Annotated in this window: 20 protein-coding genes and 2 tRNA genes; 2 read left to right on the top strand and 20 right to left on the bottom strand. The window is 70.1% G+C overall.

The window, feature by feature from the left end:
- The 4 genes from AC4BGC_RS05655 to AC4BGC_RS05640 all read right to left on the bottom strand — a co-directional run bounded on the left by AC4BGC_RS05655 (position 1) and on the right by AC4BGC_RS05640 (position 3,455).
- Positions 1–1,026 (bottom strand): rod shape-determining protein, encoded by a 1,026-nt coding sequence (locus tag AC4BGC_RS05655; protein WP_490545345.1) that lies wholly within the window; start codon positions 1,024–1,026, stop codon positions 1–3.
- A gap of 173 nt (positions 1,027–1,199) precedes the next feature.
- The gene (ndk, locus tag AC4BGC_RS05650) at positions 1,200–1,622 is read right to left on the bottom strand and encodes a nucleoside-diphosphate kinase (protein WP_490554733.1); all 423 of its coding nucleotides are present in this window, start codon (positions 1,620–1,622) and stop codon (positions 1,200–1,202) included.
- 10 nt (positions 1,623–1,632) lie between these two features.
- The gene (locus AC4BGC_RS05645) at positions 1,633–2,025 is read right to left on the bottom strand and encodes a DUF4233 domain-containing protein (RefSeq protein WP_490554732.1); all 393 of its coding nucleotides are present in this window, start codon (positions 2,023–2,025) and stop codon (positions 1,633–1,635) included.
- A complete protein-coding gene (locus tag AC4BGC_RS05640) occupies positions 2,025–3,455 on the bottom strand; it encodes a bifunctional folylpolyglutamate synthase/dihydrofolate synthase (RefSeq protein WP_490554730.1) in 1,431 nt (476 codons plus the stop codon). Before AC4BGC_RS05640 ends, AC4BGC_RS05645 begins: the two co-directional genes overlap by 1 nt.
- A gap of 57 nt (positions 3,456–3,512) precedes the next feature.
- On the opposite strand from AC4BGC_RS05640, the gene valS reads away from it, so the two are divergent.
- Positions 3,513–6,131: a valine--tRNA ligase gene (gene valS / locus AC4BGC_RS05635; protein WP_490554728.1), complete on the top strand. Its 2,619-nt coding sequence runs from the start codon at positions 3,513–3,515 to the stop codon at positions 6,129–6,131.
- Between the two features lie 34 nt (positions 6,132–6,165).
- Here the strand turns inward: valS and AC4BGC_RS05630 are convergent, their stop codons facing one another.
- From AC4BGC_RS05630 to metG, 15 genes are all read right to left on the bottom strand, one after another.
- Complete coding sequence (locus tag AC4BGC_RS05630; RefSeq protein WP_490554727.1) at positions 6,166–7,050, bottom strand: hypothetical protein; 885 nt, start codon at positions 7,048–7,050, stop codon at positions 6,166–6,168.
- A 134-nt stretch (positions 7,051–7,184) separates the two neighbouring features.
- Entirely contained in the window at positions 7,185–8,468 is a 1,284-nt protein-coding gene (gene clpX, locus AC4BGC_RS05625) for an ATP-dependent Clp protease ATP-binding subunit ClpX (RefSeq protein WP_490545356.1), read from the bottom strand.
- A gap of 141 nt (positions 8,469–8,609) precedes the next feature.
- Positions 8,610–9,227 (bottom strand): ATP-dependent Clp protease proteolytic subunit, encoded by a 618-nt coding sequence (locus AC4BGC_RS05620; RefSeq protein ID WP_490545358.1) that lies wholly within the window; start codon positions 9,225–9,227, stop codon positions 8,610–8,612.
- Positions 9,228–9,258: 31 nt separating this feature from the next.
- Positions 9,259–9,885 (bottom strand): ATP-dependent Clp protease proteolytic subunit, encoded by a 627-nt coding sequence (locus AC4BGC_RS05615; protein WP_490546788.1) that lies wholly within the window; start codon positions 9,883–9,885, stop codon positions 9,259–9,261.
- Between the two features lie 102 nt (positions 9,886–9,987).
- Positions 9,988–11,217: an alpha/beta fold hydrolase gene (locus AC4BGC_RS05610; protein ID WP_490554726.1), complete on the bottom strand. Its 1,230-nt coding sequence runs from the start codon at positions 11,215–11,217 to the stop codon at positions 9,988–9,990.
- Positions 11,218–11,271: 54 nt separating this feature from the next.
- On the bottom strand, positions 11,272–12,705 hold the full coding sequence (gene tig, locus AC4BGC_RS05605) for a trigger factor (RefSeq protein ID WP_490554724.1): 1,434 nt from the start codon (positions 12,703–12,705) through the stop codon (positions 11,272–11,274).
- 65 nt (positions 12,706–12,770) lie between these two features.
- Positions 12,771–12,843, bottom strand: a tRNA-Pro gene (locus AC4BGC_RS05600).
- 48 nt (positions 12,844–12,891) lie between these two features.
- Positions 12,892–12,962, bottom strand: a tRNA-Gly gene (locus tag AC4BGC_RS05595).
- 118 nt (positions 12,963–13,080) lie between these two features.
- On the bottom strand, positions 13,081–14,172 hold the full coding sequence (locus tag AC4BGC_RS05590; protein WP_490554722.1) for a PP2C family protein-serine/threonine phosphatase: 1,092 nt from the start codon (positions 14,170–14,172) through the stop codon (positions 13,081–13,083).
- A 120-nt stretch (positions 14,173–14,292) separates the two neighbouring features.
- Entirely contained in the window at positions 14,293–15,135 is an 843-nt protein-coding gene (locus AC4BGC_RS05585) for an Fpg/Nei family DNA glycosylase (RefSeq protein WP_490554721.1), read from the bottom strand.
- Positions 15,128–15,625: a ribose-5-phosphate isomerase gene (locus AC4BGC_RS05580; protein WP_490545371.1), complete on the bottom strand. Its 498-nt coding sequence runs from the start codon at positions 15,623–15,625 to the stop codon at positions 15,128–15,130. Before AC4BGC_RS05580 ends, AC4BGC_RS05585 begins: the two co-directional genes overlap by 8 nt.
- 27 nt (positions 15,626–15,652) lie before the next feature.
- Positions 15,653–16,372 carry a M50 family metallopeptidase gene (locus AC4BGC_RS05575; protein ID WP_490545373.1) on the bottom strand — a complete coding sequence of 240 codons (720 nt, stop codon included), beginning with the start codon at positions 16,370–16,372 and terminating at the stop codon, positions 15,653–15,655.
- 7 nt (positions 16,373–16,379) lie between these two features.
- Entirely contained in the window at positions 16,380–17,279 is a 900-nt protein-coding gene (locus AC4BGC_RS05570; protein ID WP_490554719.1) for an alpha/beta hydrolase, read from the bottom strand.
- 3 nt (positions 17,280–17,282) lie between these two features.
- Positions 17,283–17,852 carry an LURP-one-related family protein gene (locus tag AC4BGC_RS05565; RefSeq protein ID WP_490545378.1) on the bottom strand — a complete coding sequence of 190 codons (570 nt, stop codon included), beginning with the start codon at positions 17,850–17,852 and terminating at the stop codon, positions 17,283–17,285.
- The gene (gene metG / locus AC4BGC_RS05560; protein ID WP_490554718.1) at positions 17,849–19,657 is read right to left on the bottom strand and encodes a methionine--tRNA ligase; all 1,809 of its coding nucleotides are present in this window, start codon (positions 19,655–19,657) and stop codon (positions 17,849–17,851) included. The genes AC4BGC_RS05565 and metG overlap by 4 nt, the downstream gene beginning before the upstream one ends.
- A gap of 80 nt (positions 19,658–19,737) precedes the next feature.
- Between metG and AC4BGC_RS05555 the strand changes: the two genes are divergently transcribed.
- The gene (locus AC4BGC_RS05555; RefSeq protein WP_490554717.1) at positions 19,738–20,418 is read left to right on the top strand and encodes a GOLPH3/VPS74 family protein; all 681 of its coding nucleotides are present in this window, start codon (positions 19,738–19,740) and stop codon (positions 20,416–20,418) included.
- A gap of 16 nt (positions 20,419–20,434) precedes the next feature.
- Here the strand turns inward: AC4BGC_RS05555 and AC4BGC_RS05550 are convergent, their stop codons facing one another.
- Complete coding sequence (locus AC4BGC_RS05550) at positions 20,435–21,052, bottom strand: mycothiol-dependent nitroreductase Rv2466c family protein (protein ID WP_490554716.1); 618 nt, start codon at positions 21,050–21,052, stop codon at positions 20,435–20,437.
- Between the last annotated feature and the right edge of the window lie 27 nt (positions 21,053–21,079).

Genomic DNA, 21,079 nt, shown 5'->3' with positions numbered 1-21,079 from the left:
TTACCGCCTGTGGTCCGAGACGAGCACCTGCTGCAGCGCCTCGAACTCCTCGACGCACTTGCCGGCGCCGAGGGCCACCGAGGTGAGCGGGTGGCTGGCGATGTGCACCGGCATCCCGGTCTCGTGACGGATGCGTTCGTCGAGGCCCATCAGGAGGGCGCCTCCGCCGGTGAGGACGATCCCGCGGTCCATGATGTCGCCGGCCAGCTCGGGGGGCGTCTGGTCGAGGGTGGTGCGCACCGCGTCGACGATGGCGTGCAGCTGCTCCTCGAGCGCCTTGCGGATCTCGGGGCTGCCTACGGTGACGGTGCGTGGGAGGCCGGAGACCATGTCGCGCCCGCGGACCTCGGCCTGACGCTCCTGCGGCAGCGGGAAGGCGGAGCCGAGGGTCATCTTGATCTCCTCGGCGGTGCGCTCCCCCAGCATCAGGGAGTGCTCCTTCTTCATCCAGGTCACGATCGCGTGGTCGAGCTCGTTGCCCGCCGTACGCACCGAGAGCGTGGTGACCAGGCCGCCCAGGGAGATGACCGCCACGCCGGTGGTGCCACCGCCGACATCGACGACCATGTTGCCGGTGGCCTCGTGCACCGGGAGCCCGGCACCGATGGCAGCCGCCATCGGCTCCTCGATGATGTAGACCCGGCGGGCGCCGGCCTGGTAGCCGGCCTCCTTGACGGCGCGCTGCTCAACGGCGGTGACGCCGCTGGGCACGCAGATGATCATCCGGGGCTTGGTGAAGTAGCGGCGCTTGTGCACCTGCTGGATGAAGTAGCGCAGCATCTCCTCGGTCGCGTCCAGGTCGGCGATCACGCCGTCCTTCAGCGGCCGGATCGCGGTGATCCCGTCCGGCGTACGGCCGATCATCCGCTTGGCCTCGTGGCCCACGGCGAGGATCTCGTGGGTCTGGCTGTTCATCGCCACCACGGAGGGCTCGTCGACCAGGACGCCCTTGCCCCGCACGTAGACGAGCGTGTTCGCCGTACCGAGGTCGACCGCCATGTCGCGGCCGATCAGACTGTTGGCCATCGGTTCCGCCTCGAAGCTGCAGTGGTGGGGAAGCGGTGTGGCACGACACGCGCCCCACCGTCATCGAAGCCTAAGAGGCGACCCGACGACTTCTCGGGAGGACACGCGGCCCCACGGTGTGAGCTTGTCGCCCGAGCGGGCGGTCAGGCGGTCAGGGGCAGGCGGTCAGGCGGTCAGGCGAGCTCGGGGAACCACAGGGCGATCTCGCGGGCGGCGGACTCGGGGCTGTCCGAGCCGTGCACGAGGTTCTCCCGGTTGGACAGCGACAGGTCGCCGCGGATCGTGCCCGGGGCGGCCTTGCGGCCGTCGGTGGCGCCGTTGAGTGCGCGCACGACCTCGATCGCCTGCTCGCCCTCGAGGACCGCCGCGACGAGCGGGCCGCTCGTCACGAAGTCGCGCAGCGGGGGGTAGAAGTCCTTCTCCACGTGCTCGGCGTAGTGCGCGTCGGCCTGGGCCGCGTCGATGTGTCGCTGCTCCATCGCGACGATGCCCAGGCCCTTGGCCTCGAACCGGGACAGGACCTGGCCCACCAGCCCCCGGCGTACGGTGTCGGGCTTGAGCAGAACCAGGGTGCGCTGTGCTGTGCCGTCGGTCATACCCACCAGCCTAGTGCGGGTGGCCAGCCGGATCGGCCTGGGCCTGCCCGGCCGCCTTCCCGGGGTAGTTCCCGGTGCGCTCCCACTCCGCCCGCTCGGCCTCGATCTTGCGGCCGAGAAAGTACGCCGTGGCCCACAGCGCGAGGAAGACCGCGCCGAGGAAGAACATCGTCGGGACCGCGAAGCCGAGGGCGATCGCAGCCACCTGGATCACCCAGCCCAGCCAGTAGGCCCAGGCGAAGCGCAGGGTCCCGGCCGCCACGACGCAGGCGAGGGTGAGCCCGAGGCCCACCCACAGCGCCAGCGCGGTGGAGACGCCGGCCACCGAGATCAGCACCGGCGTGGCCAGGCCGAACGCGATCGCCTCCAGCGCGAGGATCGCGGCGCAGAGTCGTCGCTGCATCAGCCCTGGTCCTGTTCCCGGCTGCGGCTGCCGTCGGGGTTGCGCCGCGAGCGCAGCATGCTGCGTGCCTCGCCAACAGTGACCACGGATCCCGTGACCAGCACCCCACCGGAGCCGATCGCGTCGCCGAAGGCACCGCCTGCCTCGGCCAGTGCCGCGGCCTGGTCCAGGGCGTCGGCCAGCGAGGGGGTCTCGCTGACCCGGTCCTGCCCGAAGATCCCCAGCGCCGCCTCGGCCAGCTCGGAGGCCGGCATCGAGCGCGAGGTGGAGTTCTGGGTGCACACGATGTGGGACAGCACCGGCTCGAGCTCGGAGAGCAGGCCCTCGTAGTCCTTGTCGGCCATCACCGCGACCACGCCGATCAGCGGCGAGAACTGGAACGAGTCCTCGATGGCGGCGACCAGCGCCGTCGCACCGTGCGGGTTGTGCGCCGCGTCGAGCACGATCGTGGGCGAGCGGCGGATCACCTCGAGCCGACCGGGAGAGGTCACCTCGGCGAACGCCTCCAGCACCAGGCCGGCCTCCAGCACCTCGTCACCGAGCAGCGCCTCGACCGCCGCGAGCGCCAGTACGGCGTTCTGTGCCTGGTGGGCGCCGTAGAGCGGGAGGAACACCTCCTCGTAGGCACCGCGCAGCCCCTGCAGGCCGAGCACCTGCCCACCGACGGCGGGCACCCTGCTGGTCACCCCGAAGTCGAGGCCCTCACGCAGGAGCGTGGCGCCCACCTCGGTGCACTGCTCCACGATCACCTGGGCGACCTCCTCGGACTGCACGGCCGAGACCACCACGGTGCCGGGCTTGATGACCCCGACCTTCTCCCGCGCGATCGTGGCCGGCGTCGAGCCGAGGTAGCTCGCGTGGTCGACCGCGATCGGCGTGAGCACGGCGACCTTGGCGTCCATCACGTTGGTGGCGTCCCAGGTGCCGCCCATCCCGACCTCGACGACGGCCGCGTCGACGGGGGCGTCGGCGAAGGCGGCGTACGCCATGGCGACGATGGTCTCGAAGAAGGACAGCGGGTGGTCGTGGTCGGCGTCGACGAGGTGGGTGTACGGCGCCACGTCGTTGAACGCGCGGACGAAGTCCTCCTCGCTGATCGGCTCGCCGTCGAGGCTGATCCGCTCGGTCATCGACTCCAGGTGGGGGCTGGTGAACCTCCCGACCCGGAGCCCGGCCGTCGCGATCAGGGTCTCGATCATCCGGGCGGTGGAGGTCTTGCCGTTGGTGCCGGTGATGTGGACCACCGGGTAGGTGCGCTGGGGGTCGCCGAGCAGCTCCATGAAGTCCGAGATGCGGTCCAGGGTCGGGTCGAGCCGGCTCTCGGGCCAACGGCTCAGCAAGGCATCGGCGACCTCGTCGTAGGACTCGGCGAGACGTGCTTCGGGGGCCGCATCAGGAGCGGAGGCATCGGGGAAGGGGGTGGTGTCCATCGAGTGGAAGTCTAGGTCGTGACGAGTGGGGACCTGCATCTCCGTAGGATTCGCATCATGACTGACTCCCCCGAGAACACCGCACCCCGCGAGACGGCCGCCGCTGCCGTCGTACCGGACCGCGCCGCGCTCGAGGGCCTGGAGGCCAAGTGGTCCGCGCAGTGGAAGGCCGACGACACCTACGCCTTCGACCGGACCCGCCCGCGCAGCGAGGTCTACTCGATCGACACTCCCCCGCCGACCGTCTCCGGGTCGCTGCACGTGGGCCACGTCTTCTCCTACACCCACACCGACCTGGTCGCGCGGTTCCAGCGGATGCAGGGCAAGTCGGTGTTCTACCCGATGGGCTGGGACGACAACGGCCTGCCCACCGAGCGCCGGGTGCAGAACTACTACGGGGTGCGTTGCGACCCCTCGCTGCCCTACGACGCCGACTTCACCCCGCCCGCCAAGCCTGACCCCAAGCGCCAGGTCCCGATCAGCCGGCCCAACTTCATCGAGCTGTGCGAGCAGCTCGTCGAGCAGGACGAGCAGGTCTTCGAGGACCTGTGGCGCACCCTGGGGCTCTCGGTCGACTGGAGCCAGCACTACACGACGATCGGCCCCAAGGCGCAGAAGGTCAGCCAGCGCGCGTTCCTGCGCAACTTCGCCCGCGGCGAGGCCTACCTCCAGGAGGCGCCGACCCTGTGGGACGTCACCTTCCAGACCGCGGTGGCCCAGGCGGAGCTCGAGGCGCGCGAGTACGCCGGGCACTACCACCGGGTCGCCTTCCACGCCGGTGACGAGCCGGTCTACATCGAGACCACCCGCCCCGAGCTGATCCCGTCGGTCGTCGCGCTGGTCGCGCACCCCGACGACGAGCGCTACCAGCCCCTGTTCGGCACCACCGTGACCTCGCCGGTCTTCGGCGTGGAGATCCCGGTGCTGGCGCACCCGCTGGCCGAGCCCGACAAGGGTGCCGGCATCGCGATGTCCTGCACCTTCGGCGACCTGACCGACGTCACCTGGTGGCGCGAGCTGCAGCTGCCGGTGCGCACGCTGATCGGCCGCGACGGCCGCCTCTCCCGCGACACCCCCGAGTGGCTCTCCAGCCCGGCTGCCGCTGCGGCGTACGAGGAGCTCAAGGGCAAGACCGCCTTCGGCGCCCGGGAGGCGATGGTCGCCCTGCTGCGAGAGAGCGGCGACCTCGACGGCGAGCCGAAGCCGACCCAGCGGATGGCGAACTTCTACGAGAAGGGCGACAAGCCGCTCGAGATCGTCGCCACCCGCCAGTGGTACATCACCAACGGCGGCCGGGACCCGCAGCTGCGCACGGAGATGCTCGAGCGCGGCGCCGAGGTCCAGTGGGTGCCGCCGCACATGAAGCACCGCTTCGACAACTGGGTCGGCGGCCTGAACGGCGACTGGCTGGTCTCGCGCCAGCGGTTCTTCGGGATCCCGTTCCCGGTCTGGTACACCCTCGACGACGCCGGTGAGCCCGACTACCAGCACCCGCTGCTCCCGAGCGAGGACCAGCTCCCGATCGACCCCTCGACCCAGGCGCCGTCGGGCTACTCCGAGGACCAGCGCGGCAAGCCGGGCGGGTTCATGGGCGACCCCGATGTGATGGACACCTGGGCCACCTCCTCGCTGACCCCGCACATCGCCGGCGGCTGGGAGGAGGACCCCGACCTCTTCGAGCGCGTCTTCCCGATGGACCTGTGCACCAACGCGCACGACATCATCCGCACCTGGCTGTTCTCGCGCATCGTCCGGGCGCACTTCGAGAACCACACCGCCCCCTGGTCGCACGCGGTGATCTCGGGCTTCATCGTCGACCCCGACCGCAAGAAGATGTCCAAGTCCAAGGGCAACGTCGTCGTGCCCAACGAGGTCCTCGACAAGTACGGCGCCGACGCCGTTCGCTGGCGGGCCGCAATGGCGCGACCGGGCCTGGACTCCCCCTTCGACGAGACCCAGATGAAGGTCGGTCGCCGGCTGGCGATGAAGGTGCTCAACGTGTCCAAGTTCGTCCTCGGCAGCGTCGGCGCCACCACCGTCGACCCCGCCCTGGTCACCGAGCCCGTGGACCGGGCGCTGCTGGGCAAGCTGGCCCGCACCGTCACCGCGGCCACCCGGGCGTTCGCGGACTACGACTACACCACCGCGCTGGAGGAGACCGAGAAGTTCTTCTGGGACTTCTGCGACGACTACGTCGAGCTGGTCAAGGAACGTGCCTACGGCGACGGGGACGCCGAGGACCCGGTCACCGGCTCGGCTAAGGCCGCCCTCGCCACCGCGCTGCACGTCCAGCTGCGGCTCTTCGCCCCGTTCCTGCCCTACGCCACCGAAGAGGTGTGGTCGTGGTGGCAGCAGGGCTCGGTGCACACCTCGGCGTGGCCCACCGCCGAGGAGCTCGGCGAGACCGCCGGCTACGACGCCGCGGTGCTGGACGCGGTGGCCGCCGTGCTGGCCGGCGTCCGCGGCGCGAAGTCGACGGCCAAGGTGGGCATGCGCACCCCGGTCGAGCACGCCACCGTGACCGGGCCCGCTGCGGCGCTGGAGGCGATCCGGAGCGCGGAGAGCGACCTGCGTGCCGTGGGCTCGATCACCGGGGAGCTGCAGCTGGTGGCCTCCGAGGACGGTCCCGAGATCCGCGTCGAGGCCGTGCTGGGGGAACCGCCGCCCAAGCGGTGACGTCCGAGGGGCCGGGAGGCTCCTCGGCCGGGGGTCAGCGACCGAGGCGCTGGTGCAGGCCGTGCTGGTGACGGTCGTGCTGGCCCCGGGATCCCGTGTGCCGGCCGTCGTGCCGCCTGTGGTCGAGCCTGCCCGGGCTGGTGGCCTTGGGCCCGCGCTTCCAGGTGTGCTTGCCGCTGTGCTTCCAGGCCCGCTTCTCGGCCCGCTTCTCAGGGCCGGACTCACCGTGACCGTGGCGGCCGAACGCCTTCCCCGGGAACCCCGGCCGTGGCGCCTTGTGGGTGCGCCGGTCACGGTCGCTGCGATCCCTGCGGTCGCTGTGGTCGGGACCGCGAGTGGTCTTGCCACGCTCACCAAACCAGTGCGGACGGTTCCGGCCCTCGCCGCGCCCCGGCTTGTCCTTGCTCGGACCCTCGTCCCGCACGGTCGGCACCGGCCGCGGGCCCGGGCCCTGTCCCTGCTGCTGGCCCGGCGCCTGGCCCGGCTGCTGGGCGGGTGCGGGGACGGCCGCCGGCGGTGCCGGGGCGAGCGGAGCGGCGGCAGGCGCACCCGCGGAGGGTCCGGGCACGTGCACCGAGGATCGGCGGGGTCGATCGGTGCCGTTGCCGTTCCGGCCCTGTGCGCGGGCGCCCGGCTCGGTCGAGGGGCGCTCGGGGCCGGGGGCCGCCCCCGACGAGCGGTCGGGAGCAGCGTCGACGGTGCGGGCCCGGTCCGCGGCCGGGGCGCGTTCCACCGGCGCCCTGTCCAGGGCCTGGCGCAGCACCATGTCCGGCGCCACCGCGGCGACCACTCCTCGCGGGGCACCTGCCTCGACCAGGACCTCGAACATCTGGGTGCGCAGACCCTGGACCATGATCAGGCCGGCCGCGACGAGCACGACCAGGAAGGCCACCAACGGCCGGCGCTGCTCAGAGCTCATTCCTAGGATCCCCCCGGATGCCACGCGTCGGGCATTCGCCACCACGCTCGTCGAGGATACGACGAAATGGCCTAAACGGGCACTGTACGGGCAAGAAGCACGCCCCGGTCCCCCCGAAAGGGGACCCTGTCAGCTCAGGCGGACTTCTTCTTGCGGGGCTCGGCCTCGCGCGGGACCAGCGTCGGGTTCACGTTGTCCGAGACGGCCTCACCGGTCACCACGACCTTGCCGATGTCCTCGCGGGAGGGCACGTCGTACATCACGTTGAGGAGCACCTCCTCGATGATCGCGCGCAGGCCGCGAGCACCGGTGCCGCGTTCCATCGCCTTGTCGGCGATCGCCTCGACCGCGTCGTCGGTGAACTCGAGCTCGACGCCGTCGATCTCGAAGAGCTTCTGGTACTGCTTGATCAGCGCGTTGCGGGGCTCGGTGAGGATCTGCACCAGGGCAGCCTGGTCGAGCTTGTTCACGCTGGCGATCAGGGGCAGCCGGCCGATGAACTCCGGGATCAGGCCGAACTTGACCAGGTCCTCGGGGCGGACCTGGGCGAACATCGCGTCGGACTCGGTCTCGTTGGAGCTGCGCATCTCGGCGGTGAAGCCCAGGGTCTTCTTGCCCACCCGCTGCTCGACGATGTGCTCGAGCCCGGCGAAGGCCCCACCCACCACGAACAGGATGTTCGTGGTGTCGATCTGGATGAACTCCTGGTGGGGGTGCTTGCGACCACCCTGGGGCGGCACCGAGGCCGTGGTGCCCTCCAGGATCTTCAGCAGGGCCTGCTGCACGCCCTCGCCGGAGACGTCGCGCGTGATCGACGGGTTCTCGGCCTTGCGGGCCACCTTGTCGATCTCGTCGATGTAGATGATCCCGGTCTCGGCCTTCTTCACGTCGTAGTCGGCCGCCTGGATCAGCTTGAGCAGGATGTTCTCCACGTCCTCGCCGACGTAGCCGGCCTCGGTGAGGGCGGTGGCATCGGCGATCGCGAACGGCACGTTGAGCATCCGGGCCAGCGTCTGCGCCAGGTAGGTCTTGCCGCAGCCGGTGGGACCGATGACCAGGATGTTGGACTTGGCCACCTCGACCGCGTCTTCCTTGGACTGCTTGGCCGGGTTGACCGCGACGCCGGACTGCACCCGCTTGTAGTGGTTGTAGACCGCAACCGCGAGCGACTTCTTGGCGTTCTCCTGGCCGATCACGTAGGAGTTGAGGAACTCGAAGATCTCACGCGGCTTCGGCAGCTCCTCGAGACCGACCTCGGCCGTCTCGTTGAGCTCCTCCTCGATGATCTCGTTGCACAGGTCGATGCACTCGTCGCAGATGTAGACGCCTGGACCGGCGATCAACTTCTTGACCTGCTTCTGGCTCTTTCCGCAGAAGGAGCACTTCAGGAGGTCCCCGCCGTCACCGATCCGTGCCATCCAACCTCATCCTCTCGATCGGGCCGGAGCCCGCCTTCATGTCTCGCCCGACCACGTTTCTCGCCCGACAACGTCCAGACAAGGCGTCCCATGACCGTACTCCGAGATCGTGCTCCTCGGTGGAGGACACGACTGTTGAAACTAGCGACCGGCCCCGAGTGCCGCCACGGCCTTGCGCGATTCCAGGATGGAGTCGATCAGGCCGTACTCGAGAGCAGCGTCGGAGGTGAGGATCTTGTCGCGCTCGATGTCGAGGTTGACCTCCTCCGGGGTCTTGCCGGAGTGCTGGGCGATCAGCTTCTCGAGCAGCTCACGCATCCGCAGGATCTCGTTGGCCTGGATCTCGATGTCCGAGGACTGGCCGTAGGTGCCCTCGGTGTAGGGCTGGTGGATGAGGATCCGGCTGTTCGGCAGCGCCAGGCGCTTGCCCGGGGCACCGGCCGCCAGCAGGACGGCGGCCGCCGAGGCGGCCTGGCCCAGGCACACGGTCTGCACGTCGGGCTGGATGAACTGCATCGTGTCGTAGATCGCGGTCATCGCGGTGAACGAGCCACCGGGGCTGTTGATGTAGATCTGGATGTCGCGCGAGGGGTCCATCGACTCCAGGCACAGCAGCTGGGCCATCACCGCGTTGGCGATGTCGTCGCTGATCGGGGTCCCGAGGAAGATGATCCGGTCCTCGAAGAGCTTGGCGTAGGGGTCGATCCGGCGAACTCCGTAGGAGGTCCGCTCTTCCCACTGGGGGATGTAGTAGTTCATCAATGCTCTCGATTCTGGTGGCAGCGGAGGATCACTTGGAGCGGGCGGGACGGCCCTCGTCGACCGCGTCCCGTGCGCTGGTGATCACGTGGTCGATGAAGCCGTAGTCCTTGGCCTGTGCGGCGGTGAACCACCGGTCGCGGTCGGCGTCGGTCTCGACCTGCTCCAGCGGCTGGCCCGTGTGCTTGCTGATCAGCTCGAAGAGCACCTTCTTGATGTGCAGCGACTGCTGCGCCTGGATCTTGATGTCGGACGCGGAACCGCCCATGCCGCCCGAGGGCTGGTGCATCATGATCCGCGCGTGCGGGAGGGCGTAGCGCTTGCCCTTCTCGCCGGCGCACAGCAGGAACTGGCCCATGGAGGCCGCGAGGCCCATGCCGACGGTGGCGACGTCGTTGGGGATGTAGTTCATCGTGTCGTAGATCGCCATCCCGGCATCGACCGAGCCACCGGGGCTGTTGATGTGCAGGAAGATGTCGGCCTCGGGGTCCTCGGCGCTCAGCAGCAGGAGCTGGGCGCAGATCGCGTTGGCGTTCTGGTCGCGCACCTCCGAACCGAGGAAGACGATGCGCTCTCGCAGGAGACGCTGGTAGATGTGGTCGTCGAGGCCGTAGGACCCTCCCCCGCCGTCCATCCGCGGAGTGGTCAGGCCGTGCATGGAGTTCTCAGTCACGGGACCGACCCTAGACGCCCCCGGGGACATTTCCACGGGCAAATCCCGTTGTTCGCCCACAGCAGACTCATCGGGGCTCGTAGGGGCTCACCGGGCGGGGCTCTCGTCCTTGGTCGGGGCGTCGGAGCGGTCCAGCAGCCACGCCCGGACCGCTGCGTAGACATCGTCGTGGTTGAGCAGGTCGAAGTGGTCGGCCAGGGGCACGTGCAGGGTCTCGGCCCCCGGGAACATCTCCTCGCCGTTGCGGCGCATCCCCAGTGCGGAGGAGTAGGGCACCAGGTAGTCCCCGATGGTGTGCGCGGTGACCGAGCGTGGGGATCTGGTCAAGGTGGCCGCCACCAGCCGGTAACGAGCGTTCGGGAGGTTCTGGACGTCCTCCGCCAGGCCGTGCCGCAGGTCCAGGATGCCGGTCGAGCGGTACTCCAGGATGCGCCCGAACGGGGCCGCCTCCGGGACGCGCCCGATCACGCCGACCCCCTTGTTCACGACGCGCTCCAGCGGCGCGCCGAGGTGCGGGGTCCCCAGGCACACCACGTCGGTGACCAGGTCGGTCCAGGGCAGGTCGCTGTCGGTGGTGACGGCACAGGCCGCGCGCAGGATCAGCCCGCCCATGGAGTGACCCACGAGCGCGATCCGGCGTACGTCGGTAGGCCAGGAGGCGACGAGGCGGTCGAGCAGGGCCGCCATCGCCACGCCGTTCTCCGCGATCGGGAGGCCGGTGTTCACCCGGAGGAACACCGGGGTCCACCCCTCCTCGGCGATCCGCGTGCCGTAGCTGCGCCGGTCGGGGGTCTCACGGCGCGCCTCGGTCCGGGGCCGGGCCGCCCGGTTCCAGTAGGCCTCGTTCTCGCTGAGGCCGTGCACGAAGACCACGAGCTCCTCGCTCGCGTCCGGGTACGCCGCAGCGAGCCCGGGCCGGTCCAGCACGACGTCGCGGCCCTCGACACGGACCCCCATGTCGAAGCTGAACCGGGAGCCCTCGTCGCGCAGCCGGTCACCGATCAGCCCGTTCACCGCTGCCCGGACGAACCGGCCCTTCGAGGTCGCCTCGAGCTCGGGGGCGAGACCGGCCTCGCCCGCGACACTGAGTCCCTTCGCGGAGAGCTTCAGGCTGGCGCTGATGCTGCCGTAGACGAGGCCGGCGACACCGTCGTGGATCCGACGGGTCACGGTCGGGCCGCCCACGAGCTCTGCGACGCCGTGGACGCGCTTGGCCACGGCGCCGTGGACGTCTCGGACGGTGCCCAGGATCAGGTCTTCGGCGAACTCCGTGGCAAGAGCCGCTGCGTCGAGCACGTTGGCGTCATTCGTCGTCACAGTGCACAAGTGTTCACTGAAACTCGCGAATGGGCCACCGCGACCCGCCGGGAATCAGTCCTTGGACGTCTCCGCGGCCTCGGGAGCGGCCTCGGTCTCCGTCTCAGTCTCGCCCGCGTCCTGCGCCGCGTCCTCGGCTGCCTGCTCGGCCTCGGGGTCACCCAGGCTGCCGTCGGGCCGGAGGTTCTTCAGGTCCACCACGTTGCCCGACTCGTCGGTGACGGTCGCGCCCTCGACGATCCGCGCCAGGGCCTTGCCGCGCACGACCTCGGAGACCATCTCGGGGATGTGGTTGTGCTCGACCATGTGCTTGATGAACTCGTCCGGGTTCTGGCCCGACTGCTGCGAGCGACGGAACAGGTGCTGGGACAGCTCGTCCTGCTCGACACCGATCTCCTCGGTGCGCGCGATCTCATCGAGCAGGAACTGCGAGGCCATCGCGTCGCGGACCCGCTTCTCGAGCTCGGCCTCGAACTCGTCGATGGTCTGCTTCTCGCTCTCGAGGTAGGCGTCCATCGTCATGCCGATCTGGGCCAGCTGCTGGTCGATCTCCTGGCGGCGACCGGCGAGCTCCTCGGCGACGACACCCTCGGGGAGGGGGATCTCAGCGGAGTCGAGCAGCTGCTCGAGGACGGCGTCACGGGCGGCAGCAGCCTGCTCGAGGCGCTTGCCGCGCTCGAGCCGGGCCGCGACGTCCGCACGCAGCTCCTCGATGGTGTCGAACTCCGAGGCGGTCTGGGCGAAGTCGTCGTCGAGCTCGGGCAGCTCCTGCTCCTTGACCGCACCGAGCGTGACGGAGACCTCCACGTCCTGGCCGGACAGGTCCCCACCGAGCAGCTGCGAGGTGAAGGTGGCCTGCTCGCCGGCGCTGAGGCCGCGGAGCGCGTCGTCGATGCCCTCGAGCATGTCGCCGGAGCCGACCTTGTAGGAGTACCCGGCGACCTCGCCGCCCTCGACGTCCTCGCCGTCACGGGTGGCCTTGAGGTCGATGGTGACCAGGTCGCCGTCCTGCGCCGGGCGGTCCACGTCCTGCAGGGTGGCGAACCGCTCGCGGAGCGCGTCGAGCTGCTCGGCGACGTCCTCGTCGGTGACCTTGAGGTCGTCGACCTGCACGCTGAGCGCGTCATAGGCAGGCACGTCGATGCTGGGGCGTACGTCGACCTCGGCGGTGAACTCGAGCAGCGTGTTGTCCTCGAGCTTGGTGACGTCGATCTCCGGCTGCGCGAGCGGCTGGAGGTCGTTCTCCTGGAGCGCCTGGACGTAGAGCTTCGGCAGGGCGTCGTTGATCGCCTCGTCGAGGACGGCGCCGCGGCCGACCTGGCGGTCGATGACCGGCGGCGGAACCTTGCCCTTGCGGAAGCCGGGGATGTTGATCTGCTTGGCAATGGCCTGGTACGCCGCGTCGAGGCTCGGCTTGAGCTCCTCGAAGGGCACCTCGACGGTGATCTTGGCCCGGGTGGGGCTCAACGTCTCGACGGCGCTCTTCACAGGGTGTCTCCTTGGTATCGGGGGTTCGGGGCTGTTGTGGTGGTCGTTCACGAGCGAATGCGGAGTCGGGGCGACAGGACTCGAACCTGCGGTCTCCTGCTCCCAAAGCAGGCGCGCTAGCCACTACGCTACGCCCCGCCAGAAGGCCCTCCGAGCGTGTCTCCACGCGTCTCGAAGGCTCCTGAGAGCGGATGACGGGAATCGAACCCGCGTAGTCAGTTTGGAAGACTGAGGCTCTACCATTGAGCTACATCCGCGAACGCCCCCTCGCGAGGGCGGGCTCCATCGTGCCACAGCGGGTCTCCACTGCACGAACCGGCCGCCTACTGGGTCGCCCTGTTGGTCGGTCGCCTGGTCGCCCCGTCGGTCGCTGGGTCAGCGGCGGTGCACCAGAACCAGCGCCCGGTCGTCGTCGGTCTGCTCCATGGAGTCGACCAGCATCTGCGCGCCGCCCTCGAAGCCGCCCTGGAACAGCCGCTCCCCCAGCCCGGCCAGCTTGTCCATCCCCAGGGAGATGTCGCGCCGGGCCGTCTCGACGAGTCCGTCGGTGAACAGCAGCATCGCGTCCCCGCTCGCCAGGGTGCCGCGGACGCACTCGAACTCCGCATCCTCGATCAGTCCCAGGATCGGTCCGTCGGAGCTGACCACGTTCCACCGCCCTGACCCCGCGTGCAGCCACATGCCCGGCGGGTGCCCGGCCTTGCGCAGCTCGAAGTCACCGTTCTCCAGGTCGACGTGCAGGTGGATCGCGGTCGCGAACCCCTCGTCCCAGTCCTGGCCGCTCAGGTAGTGGTTGGCCGCGGTGAGGAACTGGTCCCCGGGCACGGCGGAGACGATGCCGTTGAACGCACCCGAGAGGAACAGGGCCTGGGAGCCGGCCTCCACCCCCTTCCCCGAGACATCGACCACCACGAGGTCCAGCAGGTCGCCATCGGACCGGCGGGCCACGATGAAGTCACCCGCGAACGAGGTGCCCCCCGCCGACTTGACGACCGACTCCACGAGCCAGGAGTCGGGCAGCTCCGGCAGGTTGCCCTGCTTGGAGATCCGGTCGCGGAGGTCGACGAAGATCGCCTCGCTGCGCGGCGCGGAGACCCCGAGCCGGCCGCTGCGGAAGGAGGCCAGCATGATCAGGAACGCGATCACGAACGTGACCGCCGCCCGGGCGATCGCGCGCAGGCTCACCACGGGCTGGTCCACGAGGAGCACGCAGAAGCACGCGCACACGAACACCACGAACCACGGCAGCGTCCGGGGGCCGAGCCACAGGCTTCCGATGAACATCGGCAGCAGGAGCACCGTGGAGGGGGCGACCTCCGGTGACAGCAGGCCGACCAGCGTGCACGCGACCGTGAGCAGGACCAGGAACACGAGCGCCGGCCGGTCGGAGACCGACATCTCGCGCCGGACCCGCAACGACAGTCCGCTCCAGGGACGCTCGTGCCGGGTGGGCGAACCGGTCAACATGGTTCCCTCCCTCGGCCGAGTCGGACGGTGTCGACGGGTCCTCCTCGAACGCCCGGCACCGGACCCCTCAGTATGTCGGTCCTTCGTAACGTTTTGAGCGATTTGCCGAGATCGGTCATCTCAGCGCTGGGCCCGGGAGCGGAACACGGGCTGGCAACGCGGGCACCAGAACGAGTTCCGTCCGGCCAGCGTCTGGGTGCGCACAGCCGTGCCGCACACCAGGCACGGTGCCCCGGTGCGCCGGTAGACGTAGACCTCGCCACCGTGGTCGTCCACGCGTGCGGGCCGACCCATCGCCTCGGGGGTGTGCTCCGGACGCACGGTGTCGATCCGGCCGGTCTCCACGCCGAGCTGCATCAGCTCCACGAGGTCGTCCCAGATCGCACGGAACTGGCTCACCCGCAGGGTGCTGCCCGGTCGCAGCGGATGGATCCGGTTCCGGAAGAGCACCTCCGCGCGGTAGACGTTCCCGATGCCCGCGAGCACGGATTGGTCCATCAGCAGGTCCCCGATCGGCCGCTGGCTCCTGCTGATCCGCGCCCAGGCCGCCATCGGGTCCGCGTCGGCCCGCAACGGGTCGGCGCCGAGCGCGGCGATCACCGACTCCTGCTTCTCCTTGCCGATCAGGTCGCACAGGATGGCGCCCCGCAGGTCGGCGTACGTCGTGTCGTTCTGCAGGCGCAGCCGGACCTGGCCGACCGGAGCGCGCACCGGGGCCCCCGCCTGGACAGGGTGCAGCTCGAACTTGCCGATCAGCCCGAGGTGGACGTGGATGTAGCGCTCACCGGGGAACTCCACGAACAGGTGCTTGCCCGCGGAGTCGGCGCCGAGCACCGGCTGTCCGTCGAGGACGGCAGCGTCGGCGGCGAACCGTCCCTGGGGGCTGCTCACCCGGGCCGGACGGCCGGCGAACGCGGCCGAGAGGTCGTTCGCGAGGCGCCGGAGGGTGTGCCCCTCAGGCATCGGGTCCGAGGCCGACGGCGGAGTCCGGCAGCGGGGGCAGCACCCCGCTCGACTCGTACTCCGCGAGCATGGCGATACGCCGGGAGTGCCGTTCCTCGCCGGTGAACGCGGTGGTCAGGAAGATCCCGATGAACCGCGTCATCTCCTCCAGCGTGTGCATCCGGCCGCCGACCGAGATGACGTTGGCGTCGTTGTGCTCCCGCGCCAGCGAGGCGGTCTCGTCGCTCCAGGCGAGGGCCGCGCGGACTCCACGGACCTTGTTGGCCGCGATCTGCTCGCCGTTGCCCGAGCCGCCGATCACCACGCCGAGGCTGCCCTCGTCGGCCACCACGGCCTCCGCGGCACGCAGGCAGAACACCGGGTAGTCGTCGAGGGCGTCGTAGACGAACGGCCCGTGGTCCACGGGCTCGTGGCCCTGCTCGCGCAGCCAGTCGACCAGGTGGTCCTTCAGCTCGAGGCCGGCGTGGTCAGAACCCAGGTGGACGCGCATGGTGCGATTCTGGCAGACCCCTCCCGCTCACCTGGAGGCGGCGAGCAGCCAGCTCCCCCCGACGACGAGCGCCGCCACGTTCACCAGCCAGAACACCGCCTCCCAGACGATGCCGGGGACTCTCGTCAGCCTGGCCAGCACGTCGGCATCCGAGGTGCGGGCACCGCCGCCGCGACGGTGGGCGTGCAGCTCTAGCACGGCGCGGGGCGCTGCCAGGAGCACGAACCAGGTCCCCACGTGGGCAAGGACGACCTGCACGGGCGGGCTCCCCCACCAGGACAGCGCGAACACGCCGAGGCCGACCACGAGCACCGCGTAGAGGCCGTAGAAGTTGCGGATCTGGAGCAGGAGCAGGGCGAGGAGCACCAGCGCCAGCCAGAGCATCCCGACGGCGTGCCCCTCCTTGAGCAGGTACGCCGCCCCCAACCCCATCAACCCCGGGCCCACGTAGCCCGCAGCACTGGTGAGCACCATCCCGAGACCGGTCGGCCGGCCGCTCGACAGGGTCAGCCCAGAGGTGTCGGAGTGCAGCCGGATGCCGGAGAGCCGGCGCCCGGTGAGCAGCGCCACCACTCCGTGCGCCCCCTCGTGGGCGATGGTGACCAGGTGCCGGGCACGAGGCCAGAGCGGTGGCGTCATCAGCAGCATCGCCAGGACGGCGGTCGCCACCACCACGCCCAGTGACGGGGGCGGCTGGGTCCCGAACGCGCTCTCGCGGACCCGCTCGAGGACCTCGCCGAGGCTCACCGCCCGGTCAGCGGTCCAGGACCAGCTGGACGAAGCCGGCGACCTGGCGGTTGAGGGGCTCGGCAGGGTCGTAGACGTCGGGGTGACGCCAGAAGCCGTGCACCTGTCCGAGGTAGCGCGTCGCGGTGACCTCGACCCCGGCCTCGGCCAGCAGCTGGGCGAGGTGCTCGCCCTCGTCGCGGAGGGGGTCCTGCCCGGCGGTGACCACCAGGGTGGGCGGCAGCGTCGCGAACCGGTCCTGCCCGGCGAGGTCGGCCCCGAGCGGGGCGAGGTCGGGATGCGCGAGGTCCTCGGGCGAGGCGGCGTACTGCTGCCAGTACCACGCGCCCTCGCGGGGGTCGAAGCCGTCGGCCGCCGTCGTGTAGGACTCGAACGAGGCGGTCGGGTCCAGGAACGGGTAGATCAGCACCAGCCCTGCCGCGATCCCCGGGTTGCGCAGCGCGGCGACGAGGGCGAGGTTGGCGCCCGCGCTGTCACCGTGCAGGAACACCGGACCCTCGAGGCCCCGGGTCCGGCGCTCGCGGACCAGCCAGGCCAGGACGGTGTCCACGTCTTCGGGAGCGGCCGGGAACCGGTGCTCGGGGGGACGCCGGTAGTCCACGCTGAGCACCGCGATCCCGCAGCGGTTCGCCACCCGGCGTGCAGCAGCGTCGTGGACCTCGACGTCGTGGAACACGAACCCCCCGCCGTGCAGGTGGACCAGCAGCCCGGGTCGCGCGCCCTCGGGGCGGTAGAGCCGGCACGGCACCCCGTCCGCGTCGAGGCCGGTCACCTCGGCCACGTCCTCGCGCGGGGCAGCGGCGGCCTCCTCGCGCGCCGCGCGGCGTGCCTCGTCGATGTCGGTCTCCCAGACCAACGGTTCGCCGGCGGCCTCCTCGACGGCCTTCCTCGCCTGCGGGTAGAGCACGGCTCAGCGGGCCATCAGCGCGTCGAGGCCCACGGCCATCGAGGCCGCGAGGCGGAAGTCGAGACGGGGGTCGGGGACGGTGACGGTGTAGCGGTCGCGCAGCGACATCTGGCGCTCCGAGGTCATCACCACCGCACCGGTGCCCTGGTCGACGAAGTCGAAGTGGAAGGAGAACGGGAAGTCCACGAACCGGCGCAGCAGGGCGACCACCTGGTTGCGCTCCCGTCCGGTGGCCTCCAGCCCCGGTCCACTGAGGTGGAAGGTGGAGCGGAGCAGGCTCTGCCCGAAATCCTTGCGGAACATCCCCAACGGCGCCCCGTCGGCGTCACGGACGTCGTAGCCCGCGTTCAGGTCCATCACCTGGCGAGCCTGGAAGGAGAACACCGGCTGGGTGCGCTGGTCGTCACGGAAGAAGGTGACCTGCTCCTTGAACGCCATCCGCTTCTGCTGCGCCACGGCCATCAGCCGGCCGACGGAGCCGTCGGGGTTGGCCTCGTTGATCTCGTAGCGGTTGACCATCATCGTCAGCTTCTGCTTGACGTAGAACTTCGGCAGGTACATCTGAGCCGTCATCGGCCGTCCTCTCCGGTGCTGAGTCGAGCGAGCTCCTCGTCGACGATTACGGGGTCGAGCTTGGTGAACACCGGGGTGGGCTTCTCGATCGGGGTTCCGGGCACGAGCACGCGGCGCTCCCAGCGGCGTACCGAGGTGTAGTCGCCGGTGAGGATCGGGTAGCCCGCTCCACCGTCCAGGTCCTCCGCCTCGACCAGCTGCGGCATCGGCTGCACGTCCCCGTCTCCGCCGAGGGCCTGGTCGACGGCGTTCGCGGAGAACGGCAGGAACGGGGAGAGGATCGTGTTCAGGTCGGCGACGCACTGGGCCACCACGTTGAGGATGGTGCCGAGACGCTCGCGCTCGTCGTCGCCCTTGAGCTTCCACGGCGCGGAGTCCGAGACGTACTTGTTCACCTCCGAGACCACCCGCATGGCCTCGTTGATCGCCGCCTTCTGGCGGTGCCGGGCGATCAGGTCGCCGACCGTGTCGAAGGTGGACCCCACCAGGTCCAGCAGCGCCTGGTCGGTCTCCTCGAGCGGCCCGGCGGCCGGGATCTCGCCGAAGCTCTTGGCGATCATGTTCGCGGTGCGGTTGACCAGGTTGCCCCAGCCGGCGACGAGCTCGTCGTTGGTGCGGCGTACGAACTCGGACCAGGTGAAGTCGGAGTCCTGGTTCTCCGGCCCGGCGGCGGCGACGAAGTAGCGGAACGCGTCCGGCTGGTAGCGGCTGAGCAGGTCGCGGACGTAGATCACGACGCGCTGCGAGGAGCTGAACTTCTTGCCCTCCATCGTCAGGAACTCGGAGGAGACCACCTCGGTGGGCAGGTTCAGCGCGCCGAACTGGCCCGGCTGGCCACCCTTGTCGCCCTTGCCGTCGTAGGCCAGCAGCTCCGCCGGCCAGATCTGGCTGTGGAAGGTGATGTTGTCCTTGCCCATGAAGTAGTAGCTCAGCGCCTCGGGGTCGTTCCACCACTCGCGCCAGCGGTCCTCATCACCGGTACGACGGGCCCACTCCACGCTCGCCGACAGGTAGCCGATCACCGCGTCGAACCACACGTACAGCCGCTTGGTCGGGTTCTCGGCCCAGCCCTCCAGTGGCACCGGGATGCCCCAGTCGATGTCGCGGGTCATCGCCCGCGGGCGGATGTCCTCGAGGATGTTCTGGCTGAACCGGATCACGTTGGGCCGCCACAGCCCCGTCGCCTCCCGGCCGTCGAGCCACTCCTTGAGCGCATCGGCCAGCGCCGGGAGGTCGAGGAAGAAATGCTGGGTCTCCACGAACTCCGGCGTCTCGCCGTTGATCCGCGACCTGGGGTCCCGCAGGTCGGCCGGGTCGAGCTGGTTGCCGCAGTTGTCGCACTGGTCGCCGCGGGCCTTGTCGTAGCCGCAGATCGGGCAGGTGCCCTCGATGTAGCGGTCGGGCAGCGTGCGACCGGTGGACGGGCTGATCGCCCCGTACGTCGTCTTCTCGATGAAGTAGCCGTTGTCGTAGACCCCGGTGAACAGCTCCTGGACCACCGCGGTGTGGTTGCGGGTGGTGGTGCGCGTGTAGAGGTCGTAGGAGATGCCGAGCGCGGCGAGGTCCTCGGCGATCACCCGGTGGTTGCGGTCGGCGAGCTCCTGCGGGGTGACGCCGGCCTCGTCCGCGGCGATCAGGATCGGGGTGCCGTGCTCGTCGGTGCCGGAGACCATCAGCACGTCGTGGCCGGCCATCCGCATGTAGCGGCTGAACACGTCCGAGGGCACCCCGAAACCGGCGACGTGGCCGATGTGGCGGGGGCCGTTGGCGTAGGGCCAGGCGACTGCGGACAGCACTTTGCTCATGCGGGTGATCCTAGGCGCGAGTGGGCAACGCCACCGACCGGGTGCGGGCGGCCGGTTGTCCGGTCTCCTAGTCTGCTGGCATGACGAGGTTGATCGCCGAGGACCTGCTGCTCCTGCTGCTCGAGGACGACTCCGGGAAGCTCACGAACGCCAGCTACCTCGACACCGGCATCGGGGGCGCACTGCTCGTGGAGCTGGCGCTCGGCGGGCACGTGGAGGTGGTCAAGAGCGAGAGCAGGTGGACCCGCGCCAAGGTGCACTCGACCGGCACGGCGCAGCCGGCGGATCCGGTGCTGGTCGAGGCCCTCGGCATCATCGCCGAGAAGGAGCGCTCCGCCGACGACCTGGTCGGCCGTCTGGGCCGGAAGCGGCGCGAGCCTCTCCTTCTCAGGCTGGAGCGCGAGGGGATCCTGCGCCGCGAGGAGGGCAGGATCATGGGCCTGTTCCCGACCACCCGATGGCCCGCCGCCGACAGCGGCCACGAGGCCGAGGTGCGCCGACAGCTCACGGACGCGCTGGTCCACGGCATTGCGCCCAGCGAGCGGGTCGCTGCCCTGGTGGCCCTGCTCTCCGCGCTCGATCTCGCCCACAAGGTCGTCGACACCGGCGGCCTGCCGGCCCGCGAGGTCCGCAAGCGCGCCAAGCAGATCGCCGCCGGCGACTGGGCCGCCAAGGCCGTGCGCGACGCCGTGAGCGCCGCTCAGGCCGCGATCCTGGCCAGCATCACGGTGGCCACGACCGCGGCCACCACGAGCAGCTAGCCGGAGGCGTGCTGGCTCAGCTGAAGTCGAGCTCGGCAGTGCGGCTGCGCTTGAGCTCGAAGAAGTAGGGGTACGACGCGACCGCCACGCACCCGTCCCACAGAGCGCCGGCCTCCTCGCCGCGCGGCGCCTTGGTCAGCACCGGCCCGAAGAAGGCCACGCCGTTGATGTGGATCGTCGGGGTGCCGACGTCGTCGCCCACCGCGTCCATGCCCTCGTGGTGGGACCGCGCCACCGCCTCGTCGAGGCCGGTGTCGTCCATCGCGTCGGCCAGCTCGACCGGGAGGTCCGCCTCCTTCAGGGACTCCTCGATCAGCTCGCGGGAGATGTCCTGCTCCTGGAGGTGGATGCGGGTGCCCATCGCGGTGTACAGCGGAAGGAGCACCTCGTTGCCGTACTTCTGCTCCGCCGCGACCAGCACGCGTACCGGGCCCCAGGCGCTCTTCAGCATCTCCCGGTAGTCCTCGGGGATGTCCTTGTCCTGGTTGAGATAGGCCAGGCTCATCACGTGCCAGCGCACGTTGATGTCGCGCACCTTCTCGACCTCGAGAATCCACCGAGAGGTGATCCACGCGAACGGGCAGCGCGGGTCGAACCAGAAATCTGCCTGCGAACCGGTCTGGGAAGTCGTCATGCACAGTCGAACGCACCCGGCAGGTCG

The sequence above is a fragment of the Nocardioides sp. Z38_18 genome (assembly GCF_058215695.1).
The sequence above is the reverse complement of the archived record's forward strand: the minus strand, read 5'-3'. Positions and strand labels throughout refer to the sequence as shown.